This is a genomic window from Acidobacteriota bacterium (assembly GCA_016196035.1).
Classification (GTDB): domain Bacteria; phylum Acidobacteriota; class Blastocatellia; order RBC074; family RBC074; genus JACPYM01.
Genome location: JACPYM010000111.1, coordinates 71,153 through 88,036, shown reverse-complemented (window position 1 = coordinate 88,036; position 16,884 = coordinate 71,153). Strand labels below are relative to the sequence as shown.

General features: G+C 59.9%; 10 protein-coding genes. 5 read left to right on the top strand and 5 right to left on the bottom strand.

All coding sequences use genetic code 11. The features are described from left to right. Nucleotides 1–409: 409 nt before the first annotated feature. The 3 genes from HY011_31715 to HY011_31705 all read left to right on the top strand — a co-directional run bounded on the left by HY011_31715 (nucleotide 410) and on the right by HY011_31705 (nucleotide 5,117). The gene (locus tag HY011_31715; GenBank protein ID MBI3427515.1) at nucleotides 410–1,819 is read left to right on the top strand and encodes an aminopeptidase P N-terminal domain-containing protein; all 1,410 of its coding nucleotides are present in this window, start codon (nucleotides 410–412) and stop codon (nucleotides 1,817–1,819) included. Nucleotides 1,820–2,041: 222 nt separating this feature from the next. Then, a complete protein-coding gene (locus tag HY011_31710; protein MBI3427514.1) occupies nucleotides 2,042–2,368 on the top strand; it encodes a helix-turn-helix transcriptional regulator in 327 nt (108 codons plus the stop codon). Between the two features lie 4 nt (nucleotides 2,369–2,372). Continuing rightward, complete coding sequence (locus HY011_31705; protein ID MBI3427513.1) at nucleotides 2,373–5,117, top strand: ABC transporter permease; 2,745 nt, start codon at nucleotides 2,373–2,375, stop codon at nucleotides 5,115–5,117. A gap of 153 nt (nucleotides 5,118–5,270) precedes the next feature. Here the strand turns inward: HY011_31705 and HY011_31700 are convergent, their stop codons facing one another. Next, nucleotides 5,271–5,597 carry a type II toxin-antitoxin system PemK/MazF family toxin gene (locus HY011_31700; GenBank protein MBI3427512.1) on the bottom strand — a complete coding sequence of 109 codons (327 nt, stop codon included), beginning with the start codon at nucleotides 5,595–5,597 and terminating at the stop codon, nucleotides 5,271–5,273. A gap of 46 nt (nucleotides 5,598–5,643) precedes the next feature. After that, nucleotides 5,644–5,868: an AbrB/MazE/SpoVT family DNA-binding domain-containing protein gene (locus HY011_31695; GenBank protein MBI3427511.1), complete on the bottom strand. Its 225-nt coding sequence runs from the start codon at nucleotides 5,866–5,868 to the stop codon at nucleotides 5,644–5,646. A gap of 82 nt (nucleotides 5,869–5,950) precedes the next feature. On the opposite strand from HY011_31695, the gene HY011_31690 reads away from it, so the two are divergent. Beyond that, a complete protein-coding gene (locus HY011_31690) occupies nucleotides 5,951–8,614 on the top strand; it encodes an ABC transporter permease (GenBank protein ID MBI3427510.1) in 2,664 nt (887 codons plus the stop codon). A gap of 193 nt (nucleotides 8,615–8,807) precedes the next feature. On the opposite strand, the gene HY011_31685 is transcribed toward HY011_31690, so the two are convergent. Continuing rightward, the gene (locus HY011_31685) at nucleotides 8,808–10,637 is read right to left on the bottom strand and encodes a beta-xylosidase (GenBank protein MBI3427509.1); all 1,830 of its coding nucleotides are present in this window, start codon (nucleotides 10,635–10,637) and stop codon (nucleotides 8,808–8,810) included. A gap of 253 nt (nucleotides 10,638–10,890) precedes the next feature. Between HY011_31685 and HY011_31680 the strand changes: the two genes are divergently transcribed. Further along, nucleotides 10,891–13,308 carry a glycoside hydrolase family 127 protein gene (locus HY011_31680; protein MBI3427508.1) on the top strand — a complete coding sequence of 806 codons (2,418 nt, stop codon included), beginning with the start codon at nucleotides 10,891–10,893 and terminating at the stop codon, nucleotides 13,306–13,308. Between the two features lie 46 nt (nucleotides 13,309–13,354). Here the strand turns inward: HY011_31680 and HY011_31675 are convergent, their stop codons facing one another. Further along, nucleotides 13,355–15,358, bottom strand: coding sequence for a DUF4962 domain-containing protein (locus tag HY011_31675; GenBank protein ID MBI3427507.1), 2,004 nt, complete (start codon nucleotides 15,356–15,358; stop codon nucleotides 13,355–13,357). Between the two features lie 173 nt (nucleotides 15,359–15,531). Beyond that, nucleotides 15,532–16,764: an alginate lyase family protein gene (locus tag HY011_31670; GenBank protein MBI3427506.1), complete on the bottom strand. Its 1,233-nt coding sequence runs from the start codon at nucleotides 16,762–16,764 to the stop codon at nucleotides 15,532–15,534. Nucleotides 16,765–16,884: the final 120 nt, after the last annotated feature.

Sequence of the window (16,884 nt, the reverse complement as noted above, 5' to 3'; positions counted from 1 at the left end):
CCGGCCCCTTCAGGGCCGTAGAACCTGCTGACGGCCTACCGTGGGCGTTGCCCACGGCTATTGAATGCTGCCCTTGCAGGGCAAAGACACAGAGCGTCAGACTTGTGTAGAAACGAATGCTGCCGAGGTTGCGCGGCTTCAACAGCCGGGCCATGGTTTCTGATTGAGCCCTGGCTGTAGCGGCTGAAGCCGCACAACCTCGGCAGGTTGCGCTATCCTGGCGTGAGCGGTTTGGTTCAGCGCGAGCACAAAACTTTGACGCACACGCATTCTTGCCTGCTGCATTGTCAGTCGAGTGGCGGTGCAATAAGCTGCCGCCTTGCGATCAATCGGAAATGCAGCGTTCGTCGCCGCACTCCATCCCTGCCCAACTTTTTCCGGAAAGACCTGTCGTATGCGAAGAAAACCTATGTCCCTGTTGCTACTCATCACCGGCTTGAGCGCCCTGTTGTGCGCCCAACCGGTCTTCAATGAAATCTTCCCGCCCGCAGAGTTTGCGGCCCGCCGTGCCAAGCTGCTGGCGCAAATCGGCGATGGCGTCGCCATTTTGCAAGGCACGACCGAACGGCCTGGCGAGCAGCCGTTGCGGCAGAGCAACCAGTTCTTTTATCTCTGTGGTGTGATCGAGCCGCGCGCCTTGCTGGTGCTGGATGGCAAGACCAAACGTTCGACGCTCTATCTTTCAGGCGGCATCGAACGGCGCGAACGCATGTTCGGCTCAGCCCTCAAGCCGGGCGAACTTGCTGCCAAAGCGACGGGCTTAGACGCCGTACTAGCGCGTGAAGAATTCACCCAAGACGTCGCGGTTTTTGTTCGCGAAGGGCGGACGCTTTACACGCCGTTTCGCGCTGAAGTGTTGGGCAACGCCTCATCCAGCGATGCCGTCGCGCACGACAAAGCCACCCAAGACGACCCCTGGGATGGCCGCCCAGCGCGCGAAGAAGTTTTCATCCAGAAGCTCAAAGCGCTTGGCCCGCAAGTCAACGTGCAAAATCTCGATCCGCTGCTCGATGCCCTGCGCGCCTTCAAGAGCCAGCGCGAAATCGCCCTCATCCGCGAAGCCACGCGCATTACCGGCCTCGCGATCATGGAAGCCATGCGCGAAGCCCGGCCCGGTCTTTACGAATACGAATTGCAAGCGCCCGCCGAATACGTCTTCAAAAAATTCGGTTCACAGGGCGCGGCCTATTTTGCGTTGATTGCGACGGGGCAGAACACGCTGTATTCGCACTATCATTTCAACACTTCACGTTTGCAGGATGGCGACCTGGTGCAATTCGATTACGCGCCCGATTACAAATACTACGTCTCGGATGTGACGCGCGTCTTTCCGGCGAATGGCAAATTCACCCCGCGTCAGCGCGAGTTTTATACGATCTATCTGCGGCTCTATCAGGCGCTGCTGACTTCGATCAAGGTACACGCCGCGCCGCGCGACATCATCAAAGAGGCCGTCGTGAAGATGGACGCCATCATGACGGCCTTCAAATTCACCGACCCCAAGATCAAAGACGCCGCCACGCGTTTTGTCGAACGTTTCCGCACCAACCGTGGTAACAGCCTGGGCCACACCATCGGCCTCGAAGTCCACGACGTGCGCTTACCGACCGAAACACTGGAACCGGGGCAGCTTTTCACCATCGAACCGGCGATGACGATTCCCGATGAGCATCTCGGCCTGCGGTTGGAAGACGTGATTCTGATGACCGAGACCGGCTATGAAAACATGTCGGCCTTTGTGCCGGTCGAAATCGCCGCGATTGAAAAGCTGATGACCGAGCCGGGCATGAGTTTGCGCGATGTGAAACCCAAGCCGTAAGTCTCCGGCCCGCAAAGCACACATCACGATGTCAGTAGTTGCAACCCCCTTTGTCGTCACGGGCGTTCCATGCGCCGCTGCTTTCAGCCCCATCCTTAATCAACTCGCCGCCGCTTCCGGCCCGCCTGATTCTCCACTCGCCGTTTGACAGTTTGCTATGTAGATAGTTATACAGGTAGGTATCTAGCTCGATAAATTTCATCCGTAACCAAGGAACCGACCATGGGGCACAAATATCTTTCTTATACGATGGCGCTGATTTTACAGGCGCTTGAGCACGGTTACCGCTATGGCTTTGAGGTCATGCAGTACACCGGACTGGCGAGCGGCACGGTTTATCCGGCGCTCCGGCGGCTGGAAGACGGGCTGCTGATCAAATCCAAGTGGGAAAAACAAAGCGTGGCCCAGGCCGAACAGCGCCCGGCGCGCAAGTATTACGAAGTGACGAAAACGGGCCGCGAAGTGCTGGCCGAAGCGCGCCAGCGCTTCCGCTTGCTGGAACAGATGACGCCCCCCGTCGAACTCAAACCTGCGAACGAGAAAGGCTAAGGCAATGCGCGCACGTGGGCGAAGTCTCTGGTTGCGCCCGTGGCTCTGGCTGATTCGCTTCATCGGCTTGATCGTGCCGCGTCGTTTGCGTAGCGACTGGCGACAGGAGTGGGAAGCGGAACTGCAATGGCGCGAACAGCAGCTTGCCGAATGGGACAGACTCGACATTAAACACAAACTGGCCTTGTGGTGGCACAGCGCGGGCGCGTTCGTGGATGCGTTGTGGCTGCAACCGAAACGATGGGAGGATGAGATGATGCAAGACTTACGCTTTGCCGTGCGCATGCTGCGCAAAGATAAAAGCTTCACCTTGATTGCGGTGTTCACGCTGGCGCTGGGCATTGGCGCGAATACGGCGATTTTTAGCGTGGCGGACAAGCTGTTGCTGCGCTCGTTGCCGGTCAAAGAACCGCAGCAACTCGCGCTGATTTCGGGCGAGACGGTCAATCCCAAATTTCAAAACAACATTTTTTCCTATCCCGATTATGTGGATTACCGCGACCAGAACGAGGTTTTCAGCGGCTTGCTCGCGTTCAATCAGGTGAGCGCCAAACTCGGTGCCGGCGAACAAGCCGACAAACTGAATGTCGAACTGGTCTCGGGCAATTATTTTGATGTGCTGGGCGTAGCCGCCGCGCAAGGCCGCGTTATCCAGGCTGAAGACAATCGGAACGAAGACGCGCATCCGGTCGCCGTCATCAGTCACAGTTGCTGGCAACACCGCTTGGGCGGCAAGCCCGATGTGCTGGGGCAGACGCTGCAACTGAACGGCGCGACGTACACGATTATCGGCATCGCGCCTGCCGGATTCACCGGGATGCGGTTGGAAGGAACCGCTGAAGTTTGGGCGCCGTTGATGATGCGGCGGCAATTGCTGGGCGCGACGACCTCGAACTTTGAGCGCAAAGGCGCGTGGTTGCGCTTGCTGGGACGGTTGAAACCCAGCGTCACGCTGACCGCGGCCCAAGCCGGTTTTGACCTGACGGCGCGGCGCGTCTGGCTGGCGAATACGACGGAGAGCGAACGCAAGCTGCCCTTCAACGAAAAGCGCATTCTGCTGGAAGCGGGCGGGCAGGGCATCTCATCGTTGCGGCGGCAGTTGGGCGAGACGCTCAAGTTATTGCTGGCGGTGGTCGCGTTGTTGCTGGTGCTGGCGTGCGCGAACGTCGCCAACCTGTTGTTGGCGCGCGCGGCCAGCCGCCGCAAGGAAATTGCCGTCCGGCTGGCATTGGGCGCGCATCGCTGGCGCATCGTGCGGCAACTGCTCAGCGAAAGTTTGCTGCTGGCGCTGCTTGGCGCAAGTGTGGGGCTGTTGTTTGCGCCGTGGTTATATCAGTTGCTCTTCGCCTTTCAGCCGGGGTTCGAGCTTGACCGTTCAGCTTTAGGCGGCAGCCTGGATGGGCGCGTGCTGGGCTTCACGGCACTGATTGCAATTGTGTCAGGTGTGCTCTTCGGCTTGGTGCCAGCCTGGCAAAGTGCGCGGGCCGATCTGACCCCGGCGCTGAAAGATGCGGACGCCAGCGCCGCGCGACACGAACGCCGCTGGAACGTGCGCAATGCGTTGGTGGTCGTGCAGGTCGCGCTGGCGTTGGTGCTTTTGGTCGGCGCAGGTTTGCTGGTCAGAAGCCTGCAACGCCGCTTTGCGATTGATCCCGGTTTCCGCAGCGAGAATCTGCTGATTGTGCCGCTCGAACTGCCGCGCACGGCTTATGCGGCGGCCACTGACGAAGCGGGCAAGCGTGTAGTGGACGAGCGCAATACGCAATACTTCATGCAAGTGGCTGAGCGCGTGAAGTCATTGCCCGGTGTCGCGTCAGCAACCATCGCGACGATTACGCCTTTCAGCAACAGCATCGCCAAAACCTCAGTGGTGATCGAAGGCTGGCAGCAGAAGCCTGGCGAAAATCTGGCGTTTGATTACACAGGGGTCGGGCCGGGCTATCACGAATTGCTGGGCATCCCGCTCGTCGCCGGGCGCGGCTTTACTGAACGCGACAACGCCAACGCGCCCGGCGTCGTCATCGTCAACGAAACCCTGGCGCGCACCTATTTCCCAAACCAAAACCCCTTGGGCAAAAGGCTCAGCCTGGGCGTGCGCGGGCAAGCGTGGCTGGAAATCATCGGCGTGACGCGCGATCACCGCTTGCACGAGTTGACCGAAGCGTCTTTCCCGCATCTCGATTTGCCGCTGCTGCAACGTCCCAGCGGAACCTTTGCCCGCGTGGTTGTGCGCACGAAGCTCGAACCGCTGGCGGTCTGGCCCGCCGTGCGCAAAGCGGCGCTGGCGCTCAATGCCCAAGTGGCAATAATCGCGCCAACGACGCTCAATGACGAAGTGAAGGATTCGATTGCGGCGGCCCGCATGGCTTCGACGCTGACCAGCCTGTTTGGCCTGACGGCGCTGTTGCTGGCTGGCATTGGCTTGTACGGCGTGATGTCTTACACCGTCAGCCGCCGCACGCGCGAGATCGGCATTCGCATGGCCCTGGGCGCGGAGCGAAAAAACGTGCTCAGCCTGGTCATCCAACAAGGCTTGCAACTCACCGCTCTTGGCATCGCCTTGGGCTTGCTGGCGGCAGTGTCACTGACCCGCCTGGTGCAGGCGATGTTGTATCAAGTAGGCACGACCGACCCGTTGACCTTTGGTTTTGTCGCCTTGCTGTTGGCGGGCGTGGCGTTACTGGCGTGTTACGTCCCGGCGCGTCGTGCCACGCAGATTGACCCGCTGCGCGCTTTGCGGCACGAATGAACGCTATGCTTGCTTCGACAATAACAACGCGCGTTCGTTTCTGGCGCGGGCTGATTCGCCTGCTCGGTGTTATTGTGCCGCGCCATTGGTGCGCCGCTTGGCGGCAGGAGCGGGAGGGCGAATGGAGGCGAACAACTGCGCGCTGGGGCTGGATTACCACGGCAGGTAAGTTTGCAATTGGCGGCTGACTTGTTGGCGGTCGGTGGCCGCCAGATGACCGATCTTTTTGACAATCAACCGTTGGTCGAGCGTGAAAAGTTTTAAGCGCACCAGACAAGGCGCCGTTAACCCCGCAGCCTTGAGATCGCCGACCGTGACATCGCCCGGCCACGGCTGATGTCCGGTGGTCGTAATCATCGCCAGCACGACGTGCCCCTGTCGGTTGAAGCGACTCTCACTCAAGACCAGTGCGGGACGGCGTTTCGTGCCGGGTTGATTGCTGAATGGAAACGGCACGATGACGACTTCCCATTGTGCCAGCGGCGGCGGCTGGCGTTGGGCGGCAGGTCGTGGCGGCGCGGCTTTTTTAGAGGTCACGGAAAGCCTCCTCGTCTTCGGCGCTGGCCCATTCGTTGAGCGTATGGGTCAACGCTTTATGAAAAGCCGCGTCGAAGGGTTCGACCCGTTTGAGATAAACCACGTTGTCTTCGATCTCGTAGGCAATGACATCACCCGGCTTGGCCCTGAGCGCCGCGCGAACTTCTTTGGGCAACGTGACCTGACTTTTGCTGGAAAGCTTGCTGGTTTGCATGTCGTACTCCTTTACGCTTTACCGCAAAGCTAGCAAGCCGTGCCGAAGGAAGTCAATGTACGGTTCGGAAAAAAGCGAATCTATGACTACGACACGTCGCCTCGTTCAATTCATCGGCCTGCTCGTGCCGCAACGACTACGGGCGGATTGGCGGCAGGAGTGGGAAGCGGAATTGCAGTGGCGCGAACAACAGCTTACCCAATGGGACAAGCTGGATACGAAACACAAACTGTCGTTGCTATGGCACAGCGCGGGCGCGTTGGCTGATGCGTTGTGGCTGCAACCGAAACGATGGGAGGATGAGATGATGCAAGATTTGCGGTATGGCCTGCGCATGTTGGTCAAAAGACCGGGTTTCACACTGGTGGCGCTGCTGTCGCTGGCGTTGGGCATGGGGGCGAATACGGCGATTTTCAGTTTGATCAATACGCTGCTGTTGCGGCCCTTGCCGATTCAACAGCCCGGACAATTGGTGGCGCTCAACAGCGTGGGCGAAAGCCGCGGCATGTTCTCCAACTTCTCCTATCCGAATTACAAGGACCTGCGCGACCGGAACGACGTGTTTGCTGATCTCATCGCCTATCGCATCACGCCGCTCAGCCTGAGCCACGATGGCATCAACGAAAGGCAGTGGGGCTACGAGGTGTCGGGCAATTATTTTGCGGCTCTGGGTGTACAGCCGACCTTAGGACGCTTCATCGCCGCCGAGGATGACCTGACGCCGGGCGCGCATCCGGTGGTGGTGATCAGCCATCGTTATTGGCAACAAAGTTTCGGCGGCGCGTCTGACGTGATCGGCAAGGAACTGATTGCGAATGGCCGCCGCTACACGATCATCGGCGTCGCCGCGCCGGGCTTCCTCGGCACCGAAATCGCGGCGGCGGCGGAGTTGTGGTTTCCGCTGGCGATGCAGGCGCAAGTTGATGTGGGCAGCAACCTGCTGGACAAGCGCGGCGCGGAAATCGCGTTTGTGCAAGGCCGCCTCAAACCCGGTGTGAGCAGCGCGCAAGCGCAAACGGCGCTCGACCTGCTGGCCGCGCAACTCGAACGCGAATATCCCGATGACAACGCGGGCAAGCGCATCACGCTTTCGCCGCCCGGTTTGTTCGGCAACATGATGCGCGGCTCGTTGCTGGGCTTCGTCGGCCTGTTGATGGCGGTGGTGGGGATGGTGTTGTTGTTGGCGTGCATCAATCTGGCGAACCTGTTGCTGGCGCGCGCGGCGGAGCGGCGGCGCGAGATCGCCGTGCGGTTGGCGCTGGGCGCGAGCCGCTTCCGGTTGGTGCGGCAACTGCTGACCGAAAGTTTGTTGCTGGCGCTGGGCGGTGGTTTGTTGGGAATCTTCCCCGCGCTCTGGCTGGTGAATTTGGTGAAGGCCATCAAATTGCCGCCGAACGTCCCCGTCGTGCTCGCCATTCAGGTGGATTATCGCGTGTACCTGTTCACCTTCTTGCTCGCGCTGGCGACGGGTGTGTTGTTTGGTTTGTTGCCCGCCTGGCAAGCGACGCAAGGCGATTTGGTGCCTGCGTTGAAAGACGAAGGCGCGTTTAACAGCCAGTGGCGCACGCCCCGCAAAGCTTGGCTGAAAAGCAGTCTGCTCGTTTTGCAGGTCGCGTTGTCGCTGATTTTGCTGGTGGGTGGCGGCTTGATGGTGCGCGCCTTACAACAGGCCAACACACTCAAGCTGGGTTACGAACCGCAGCACGCGGGCGAATTGTCGTTTGATCTGCGCTTGCAAGGTTATGACGGCGCGCAACGCAAAGAGTTTCAGAAACGCCTGCTCGAACGCGTGCGCACCTTGCCGGGCGTGCAGGCCGTAGGGTTGGCCGACATCCTACCGGTTGATCTGCATTTTTCCCGCACGGCGGTTTATCTCGACGGACAAGTGCCCGAACGCAACGCGCGCGTGCAGGGCGCGATGTTCAGCCTGGTCAGTCCCGGCTATTTTCAGGCAATGGGCACGCGCCTGTTGCAGGGCCGCGAATTCACCGTGCAAGACGATGAGCAAGCCGCGCCCGTGGCGGTTATCAACGAAAGCTTTGCGCGGCGTTTCTTTCCCGGCGAAAACGCGCTGGGCAAACAAATCAGCCTGGGCAGACCCGACGCTCCCAAAGCCCCGATCGTCGGCATCGTCGAAGACGGCAAATACGCTGGGTTGAGCGAAGAGCCGCGCCCGTATGTCAGCCGTCCCATGTGGCAATCTCAAACCGGTTCGACCAGCGTGGTCGTGCGCACGGCGGGCGATTTGCCGGCGTTGTTGGCCGCCGCGCGCCGCGAAATTCAGCAACTCGATCCTTACCTGCCCGTGGCTGCCAACACGTTGGTTGACAAGCTGAGCTTGCCGCTGTTGCCAGCACGCATGGTGGCTTCGATTTTGGGCGGCTTTGGCTTGCTGGCGCTGGTGCTCGCGGCCATCGGCATTTACGGCGTGATGTCTTATGCGGTCGCGCAACGCACGCACGAAATCGGCGTGCGTATGGCGTTGGGCGCGCAAAAGGGCGACGTGTTGAAGCTGGTCATCAGTCAGGGTCTGGCATTGACGCTCATCGGCGTGGGGCTGGGCTTGGCTGCGGCGCTGGTGTTGACGCGCTTGATGAAGAGTGTGCTGTTTGGCGTCAGCGCCACCGATCCGCTTACCTTTGCGGGCATCGCCTGTTTGTTGACGTTGGTTACATTGTTGGCGTGTTATCTGCCCGCGCGCCGCGCCACACAGGTTGATCCGCTGGTGGCGTTGCGGCATGAATAGAAATAGGCATCACCGAGTGGGTGAGGCGCTCTTTCGTGCAGTACAGGGAGCAGTAACGACTTGTATGTTCGACAAGCTGCCAGCTTGTCGAAGTGTGGCCGTTGAACCACTGGGCCAGCAGCCGGGGCTTCGACAAGCTAGTAGCTTGTCGAACATATAAGCGACTTGGTGACTCCGCGTACTGCATCGGCAATTACCAAATTAACCGCAACAACGACACCCCTTGCCGTGGCAGGCTGAATTTCAATGTGACGCTGCCATTGGCGGCGCGCAATCGTGCGGGCGCTTGCAATAACTCCAACTGTCCGGCACGTTCAAGCTGGCGGTACTGCGCGGGCGTGGGCTGCGCGGGCGAATCCAGGCGTTTCCAGGCCTCGTAAGCGTTGCTGTGCGTGGCGTCAATGCGGTAATGCTGCAAACGCGGTTGAGCGTTGGGCAGGCCCGTGATCGTCAATTCGATTTCGCTGGCGGGCGCGGGCAAATCGTCATCGTGATAGTTCCAAACTAAAACCGAAACGGCGCGGGGCTGCCGACTGGCGAGCGCATTGATTTCGGGATTGCCGCGCACGCCGGTGTCGCGGATGGTTTCGAGTTTTAGCGCGCCGCTGCTTTCCACCGCCAAACGCTCGCCGCCCGTCTTATCACTCATCAGGCCCAGCATCCTGAAAACATTCAGCACAGGCTTGTCTATCCCATTCGTCGCCAGATCGCGGAAGCCGTCGAAGTAGGGCTGGTCTTCAAACTCAAAGGCCCACGTCACCGCGCCCATCAAATTGACGCCGTGCAGGTCGGCCAGTTCATAGGTGCGCGCCAGTTGCGCGGCGGTGTAGCTGGAATACATCGTGCCGTTGCGATAGCCGTTTTGCGGATAGACGCGCGACGAACAGGCCGCGCAACCTTCCGGGTCGGATTCGCCAATGACGATGGGCGTGTTTTTGAATTCGGGGAACGCGGCCACGATCTCGAAGCCGTTTGAAATGGCTTTGAGTTGACTGTTGATGCCCATGCGCACGTGACCGTTCGTGATGGGCTGCCCATCCGGTATCGGCTTGCCCGCTGCATCAACGACACGCGGCGCGCCTTTGGCGTGAAAGCCGATGTAATCGAGCGGCGTGCCAGTCTGGCCGGTCGCCGCATTCTGGCCGCGCGCGCAATGTTCGAGAAAGTCGCGCAAGAACTTTTGCGTCCGTGCGCCGAGCGGCCCCGTCACGTGCGGGCCGCCGATGCGCGCGGTCGGCAAGGCGCGTTTGACAGCAGTCGCCGTGTAATCGTAGAGCTTGAAATACTCCTCGGGCGTGCTTTGCCAGTAACCGATGTCCGGCTCGTTCCACAATTCCCACCACCAGCTTTCGACTTCGGCGCGGCCATATTTGGCAACGCAATGGCGCACCCACTCAAAGACCAACTCCGACCATTTGGCGTAATCGCGTGGCGGCTGCGCCCAGCCGGTAAAGATCGTGTTGTAGGTTTTATCCACGGCCCAGGCGTGGCGATAGGGTTGCGGCTTGACCGAGAGCGCTTCGGGCATGAAGCCGATCTCGACCAGCGGCTTCAGCTTGCGTTCGAGCAGCGTGTCGAAGATGCGATCCACAATCGTCCAGTCATAGCGCGGCTGGCCGCTGGCGTCTTCGGTATAAGCGTTGGTCGAACCCCATTTGAGCGCCGCCTGGCCGTCGCCCGTCGTCAACAGATTGTGCGTGCGGACGAACACCGGCACAGGGCTGAGCGCGGCGAGTTCAGACAGCAACTTTTTGCCGTCTTTCATGTAAGTGTAATTCGGTTCGTCATAGCCGAACCAGCTCCAGATGGGTTTGAGCGGCCCTTTGCGCTGGGCGGCATCCACGCGAATCGAGACGCGCTCGGTTTGCGCATAGGCGACATTGACGCTCAGCACCAGGCAGAAAAGAGCCGCCAGGATTCTTTTCGTCGCAGTAATGAATCGGTTGGCACGCGCTCTAAACGGCGTGTTACTTTGCCGCTGAAACCGGGACAGCTTGTAATGAGACGGATTGTGGTGAACCATCATTTTATTCTCCTTGTGTAATTCACCTAGTACTGCATCAAGCTGAAACCGAGGGATACACCGGCGTAGGGGCAGACCTGCGTGTCTGCCCCGGTGGCATCAAACCCACCCGAATACGTCTGACCCGACCGGGGCAGACACGCAGGTCTGCCCCTACGCCGGTGGTTGCCGCCGTTCTGGCGTCCCTCAATTTCAGGTTGATGAAGTACTAGCTGTAAGCACATTTAACCGCACAGCAAAAAGAGGCATTTCAATGAAGCGTATGTTTATTCTGTTTGCGTTGCTTGGCGCACTGACAGTAACACAATCAGTCAGTGCACAAACGGCAAAAAAAGCTGCGGCCAAAGTTGCGGCAAAGGCTCCGAACAAAGCCACCAACAAGGTTGCTGACAAAGTCGCGCCTGCCGTGCAGCCGTTCCCGCTCACCGCCGTGCGTTTGCTCGCTGGCCCGTTTCACGCGGCCATGCTGCGCGATCAGGAATACCTGCTGGCATTGGACAGCGACCGGCTCTTGCACATGTTCCGCGTGACGGCTGGGCTGCCGACCAACGCCAAACCGCTGGGCGGCTGGGAAGCGCCCGAAGTCGAATTGCGCGGGCACAGCATCGGCCATTTCCTGTCGGCGTTGGCGCTGATGTATGCCAGCACGGGCGACGAACGCTTCAAAACCAAAGCCAACGGCATCGTCGCCGAACTCGCCAAAGTGCAAAGCGCGCTGGCGGCCAAAGGCTACACCGCAGGCTATCTGTCGGCCTTTCCCGAAGAGTTTTTTGAGCGCGTCGAAAAACGCCAGCGCGTCTGGGCGCCTTATTACACGATCCATAAAATGATGGCAGGCTTGCTGGATGTGTATCAGTATTGCGGCAACCCGCAAGCGCTCGACGTGCTGCAACGGCAAGCCGCTTGGGTCAAGTCGCGCGTTGACCGCCTGAGCGACGAGCAACAACAGGCGTCGTTGCAAACTGAATTCGGCGGGATGATGGAAGTGCTCGAAAATCTTTACGCCGTCACCGGCAACGTTGAATACCAACGCCTCGCGCGCAAGTTCGATCACAAACGTGTGCTCGATCCGCTGGCGCGCGGCGAAGACCCGCTCAACGGCTTGCACGCCAACACGCAAATCCCCAAAGCCATCGGCGCGGCGCGCGATTACGAATTGTCGGGCGAACAACGCTACCACGATATCGCCAGTTTCTTTTGGGAGCGTGTCGCGCATCAACGCTCCTTCGTCATCGGCGGCAACAGCGATGGCGAATCGTTTTTTCCGCCTGAAACCACGTCCAAACACTTGGGCGCGGAAAGCACCGAGACCTGCAACACCTACAACATGCTCAAACTGACGCGGCACCTGTTCGCCTGGGAGCCGTCAGTCGAGAAGATGGATTTTTATGAGCGCGGTTTGTACAACCACATCCTGGCTTCGCAAGACCCGGCGACGGGCGGCTTTTGTTATTACGTGCCGCTGAAGCCGGGCGCGTTCAAAACCTTTTCGACGCCGGATGATTCCTTCTGGTGCTGCGTCGGCACGGGGATGGAAAACCACGCCAAATATCCCGACACGATTTACTTTCATAACGACCGTGCTTTGTACGTCAACCTGTTTATCGCCTCGGAGCTGAATTGGAAAGAGCAGGGCCTGAGCTTGCGGCAAGAGACGAACTTTCCCGAAGACGACACGACGTGCCTGACAGTCAAAGCCGCGCGGCCCGTCAAACTGGCGCTGAAGTTGCGCTATCCCAACTGGGCGCAAACCGGCGCGACGCTGACGCTCAACGGCAAGCCGCAACCGCTGACCGACAAACCCGGCGCGTACATCACGCTCGAACGTCTCTGGAAAACCGGCGACACCGTGCAACTCACGCTGCCGATGAGCTTGCATTTGGAAGCCATGCCCGATGATCCGAGCATGCTCGCGGTGTTGTACGGCCCGATTGTGTTGGCGGGTGATTTGGGCCGCCTTGGGTTGGATGACGCGCGCCGTTATGGCCCCAGCGCGCCGTTGCTGGGCCGCGTCAAACCCATCGAGGTGCCGGGCTTCGTTGGCACGGTCAAAGAAGTGCTCGCCAAGATTCAGCCTATCCCGGGCGCACCGCTGATTTTCAAAACGGTCGGGCTGGCGCGGCCCACCGATGTGACGCTGGTGCCTTTTTATCGCGTCTTTGAACCGCGCTACACCGTGTACTGGAAAGTTTTTCCGGCTGCTGAATGGGACAAGCAGCACGCCGCCCTCGCCACCGTCGAAGCGCGCCGCCAAACCATCGAACGGCAAACCGTGGACGCAGTGGATTTCAACGACGCGGAAAACGAACGCGCGCACAATCCGCAAGGCGAAGGATTATTTGACAGTGAATTTGACGGCAAGCGCGGACGCAGCGCGCGCAACGGCTGGCTCAGTTATGAATTGAAAACGGCAGGGGACAAACCGCTCACGCTCGTTTGCACCTTCCGCGGCAGTGAAGGCCGCCTGCGCGCGTTCGATATTTTGGTGGACGGCGAAAAGGTCGCCACCCAAACGCTCGACATTCATCCGGGCGAACTGTTTGATTATGAATACCCGCTGCCTGCCGCCTTGACGCAAGGGAAGCCGCGCATCACGGTGAAATTCCAGGCGCGGCCTAACGCGCAACTCGCCAACATTTTTGACGTGCGGGTGGCGCAATTCGACAAGTAATACTGGCGGTAAATTTCAACCTGGGCGCTCCCAAACAGCCTCTTAGCTACTTTTCACGCGGCGGCGTCAACCGCACTTTGAATTGCGCCGTGTTCACAGGCCGGGCATTCGCGATGGCTAGTCGTGCGCCGCGTTGTTGCCGGTCGCCTTTATCAACTGCACCTGGTGGGCCGGGCGCGGTGAGGTAATTCGGTTCGCTGTGCGCGCTGAGTTGCCGCGTCAGCACCTCAACCCGCAACGCCGCGCCGCCATTGCGCAGCAGGAATTGCCGTTCGTTGACCGCTTCGACGCGTTCATCGGCGTGCAGCATTGCGGTGAAGACGCGCGGCTCTTTGGCGCTGAGTTCATCGGTGATTTCAAAACGTCCCTGGCTGAATTGGAAGGTGCGCAGGAACGAAGTCAAGCCCAGCCCCGCCGCATACGCGCCAGTCACATCCGCGCGAATCAGCGCGCTGTTGGCCGACAGCTGCGCCGCAAGAATCCGCACCTGATCGAGCCGTTCGTAAGGATAACCTTCAAAGGCGTCGTGCCCCTTGCCTTCAGCCGCCTGTCCCTTGCCGTCAATCAGCACGCTGTTGTGATGTTCGGTCAGCGGCACGCCCGCGTAACCCGCATCGCCCGTCAGCACTTTGCCGTTGGCGTAAATGATGAAACTTGCGGCGTCGGGGTGCGCGTGCCCGCTGGACAAATGCCAGTCGGGAAATTGTTTGAGCAAGGCCGTGGCGTGATGGCCTTCGGGCGGGCCGCACTTGAAGGCGAAGGCTGTGGCTTGCGGCGTCCAGTCGCTGCGCCAGTAAACGACTTCGTGATCGCGGAAGTAGTGCGATTTGGGCAAGCGCGCAATTGGCGCGGCTTTGAGCGTCGGGTCTTGCCAGAGCAAAGTCCAAAATTCTTCGGCGTTCCAGTGCTTGAGTTGCTTGAGCCAGTCGGCCACGCCTTGGATTTCAGGATCGCGGAAGCGCGCGGCCAGCCGGTAAAGCAAATTGTAATTCGTGTTGAAGCGCCCGCCCGGCACGGCGCGCGCGTATTCTTCGCCCTGTTTGGCGCGCGTCAACGGCCCTTCGAACACGTCGCCAAAATCAAACACATACTGCCCATCCGGCAGCAGCGAATGCGCGACATACAGGTGCATCTGCCGGAAGCCGGCCATGGTTGGTTGATCGAATAAGTCTTCGCCCGTCGCGTGCGCCTGCGCATCGAGGTAATGCACCAGCCAGGGCGTCGAGAAAATCCAATACTCAAACCCCTCGTAGTAATACCCGTCCGGCGCATAGGTCGCCAGCACGCGGTCATAAATCGCGCGTGCCAGCGCCGCCCATTGCGGTGCGTCACTCACTTCGTCATAAAGCGCATACGCCGTCACGGCCAAACCCGCCAGCGGAATGAAGACGTGATTCTGGCTGTACGAATAGCTGCGGCCCGGTTTCGGTTTGTAATACTCAAACAGCAAGCGCGCCTGTTTGCTGAGCTTGTCGCGGTAACGCGCGCGTTCGGCCTCGCTCAGCTCGTGATAGAGCAAATCGTAGCCCCAGCCCAAGCCATAGAGCAGATGCCCGGCGGCCAGGTCTACGTTGGGTTTGTTGTTGGCGTAGCCCCAGATGTCATAGCTGACGGCGGCATCCATGTATTTTTTCGCCGCGTCGAGATAGCGCGCATCGCCTTCGACTTTATAAGCGAGCGCGGTCTCGGCAATGGCGATGGCGACATCATTTTGCGCGCGGCGGGCTTGCGCGGGCGCGGGTGGCGGCGCTTGTTGCAAGGCGCGCAGGTTGCGCAACACGCTCTGCCACGTGGCGCGGTGCGTCGTGCGGGCGCGTTCGCGCAGGGCTTTCAACTCGGCTTCGGTCACATACACGCGCGGATGCACGCCGCGCAATTCGGCTTTGAGCGCCGCGGGTTTCGTCGCCATCAGTTGTGTCAGGACGTGCGGCGTTTTGTTGTTGGCGGCTTGGTCTTTGGGGCCGAGGGCTTCGCGCGCGTCTTGGGCCTGCGTTATTGAAAACAGGGCAACGATTGTCAGCAGCCAGAACGAGCGGGATCGTGTTTGCATACGGTTCTCTCGGTTTGAAGTTATCTGCGATGGAAAAGTCTTCCGCCTCAAGCCCTGAAAGGGCGGAATTCAATAGCCAGGGGCAGCGCCCCTGGTTGCTTGCCGGAAATTTGATAAGCCCTGAAAGGGCGAAATACCGAGTCATTATTGTGCCCTTTCAGGTTCAGGGCTTATCAAAAACAACCTTTTGGCTTGATGACACCTTCATCCCATGCGCACTGCGGCCAGAGCAATTGCCAGCGTTGTTGCGCGACCTCGCCGGCCAGATGTTTGTTCAGCGCTTCTTCGTATTTCGGTTCGTGATACGCCAGCGCCGCGCGGCGCAAAACATACGCCAATTCGCGGCGCGCGCTGGCCAGTTCGTTGATCTGTTGATGCGGCCACTTGGTTGCCGGGTCGGCATAAGGCGCGAGGTAATCAACGCCGCGTTGCAAACCGCGCCCGTCTTTGGTTTGGAAGCCGTACAGATCAACGCCCAGCATCCGACCGGGTTCAGCCAGATGCAAGAGCGCTTCGAGATTGAAGCCCGCATACCAAAGCCCGCGCGTGCGTTGCAACTCTTCGGGCTGTTGGCCGTCGGGTTCAAATTGGGCGGCGATGCGCGACTTGGCGGCTTCGACGGTTTGGCGCGCCAGCGCTTCGTCGCCGCTGAAAAGCGCAAAGCTGGCGAGTTGCGCGGCGTACCAACTGCCGTGATTGTTCTTGGCCTTGGCTTCGTCCTTGCCGTTGGCGCTGGTTTGCATCCAGTTGGCGAACGCGCGGAACCACGCGACCAGCGCTTGCTGGTCTTTGGTTGTCCAGGCCGTTGAACCCGCGAGCAGCCCAACGCTGTTGACGATTTGAATGAAATGGCGGCTTTCGATCAGCCCCGCGCCGCGCCCTTCGTCGTGGCCCAGCACGGCTTGGGCGTAGCGAAAGTGCGGGTTCATCTTTGTCGCCGGAGCGAGAAACCAGGTGCGGATGAACAAGGCCGCGCGTTCGGCGTAGCGCGCTTCGCCGGTGAAGTAATAGGCCAGCGACAATGCTTCGACCGCGTTGCCCAATGCGCCAATGGCATTGGCGTCAGTGCCGCGTTTGCTGTCGGGATTGGTTTCGCCATCGCGGCGAAGGTAGGGCAAGCCGTCTTTGCCTTGCGGGTTGGGCCACCAATAGGGCGCGAGCGAAAGGTAATCGTGTTTGTCGCCGCTGGGCGGGGTGCGCTCTTTTTGCGTGACGCTCAGCGGTGCGGTTTTGAGCGTCTTGTCCGCCTCGTTACGCAACGCGATCAGCGCGGGGTCTTGTGGCGTCAAGCGCGCTTTGCTTTTTTGCAACAAGTCCGGATTGAGCGTGTAAAGGCGCAGCGCCGTTTGCCCGCTGACGGCGGTCGCGCAGAGCAAAATGAGCAAGAAGGCGGATGTGAGTTTCATGGCAGCTCAAACGGAGCGCTGGTACGGTGCCGCGCGCGTGAGCGAGCGGAGTTTGGTCGGCTTGGCCGGTGGCATAAGCTTGACGCACCGCTTGCTCACGCGCGCGGTACCGTACCGCCA

What these genes read in the sequence shown, in the direction of transcription:
- HY011_31715 (MBI3427515.1), top strand. Translation starts at nt 410, where the DNA reads ATGTCCCTGTTGCTACTCATCACCGGCTTGAGCGCCCTGTTGTGCGCC.
- HY011_31710 (MBI3427514.1), top strand. Translation starts at nt 2,042, where the DNA reads ATGGGGCACAAATATCTTTCTTATACGATGGCGCTGATTTTACAGGCG.
- HY011_31705 (MBI3427513.1), top strand. Translation starts at nt 2,373, where the DNA reads ATGCGCGCACGTGGGCGAAGTCTCTGGTTGCGCCCGTGGCTCTGGCTG.
- HY011_31695 (MBI3427511.1), bottom strand. Translation starts at nt 5,868, where the DNA reads ATGCAAACCAGCAAGCTTTCCAGCAAAAGTCAGGTCACGTTGCCCAAA.
- HY011_31690 (MBI3427510.1), top strand. Translation starts at nt 5,951, where the DNA reads ATGACTACGACACGTCGCCTCGTTCAATTCATCGGCCTGCTCGTGCCG.
- HY011_31685 (MBI3427509.1), bottom strand. Translation starts at nt 10,637, where the DNA reads ATGGTTCACCACAATCCGTCTCATTACAAGCTGTCCCGGTTTCAGCGG.
- HY011_31680 (MBI3427508.1), top strand. Translation starts at nt 10,891, where the DNA reads ATGAAGCGTATGTTTATTCTGTTTGCGTTGCTTGGCGCACTGACAGTA.
- HY011_31675 (MBI3427507.1), bottom strand. Translation starts at nt 15,358, where the DNA reads ATGCAAACACGATCCCGCTCGTTCTGGCTGCTGACAATCGTTGCCCTG.
- HY011_31670 (MBI3427506.1), bottom strand. Translation starts at nt 16,764, where the DNA reads ATGAAACTCACATCCGCCTTCTTGCTCATTTTGCTCTGCGCGACCGCC.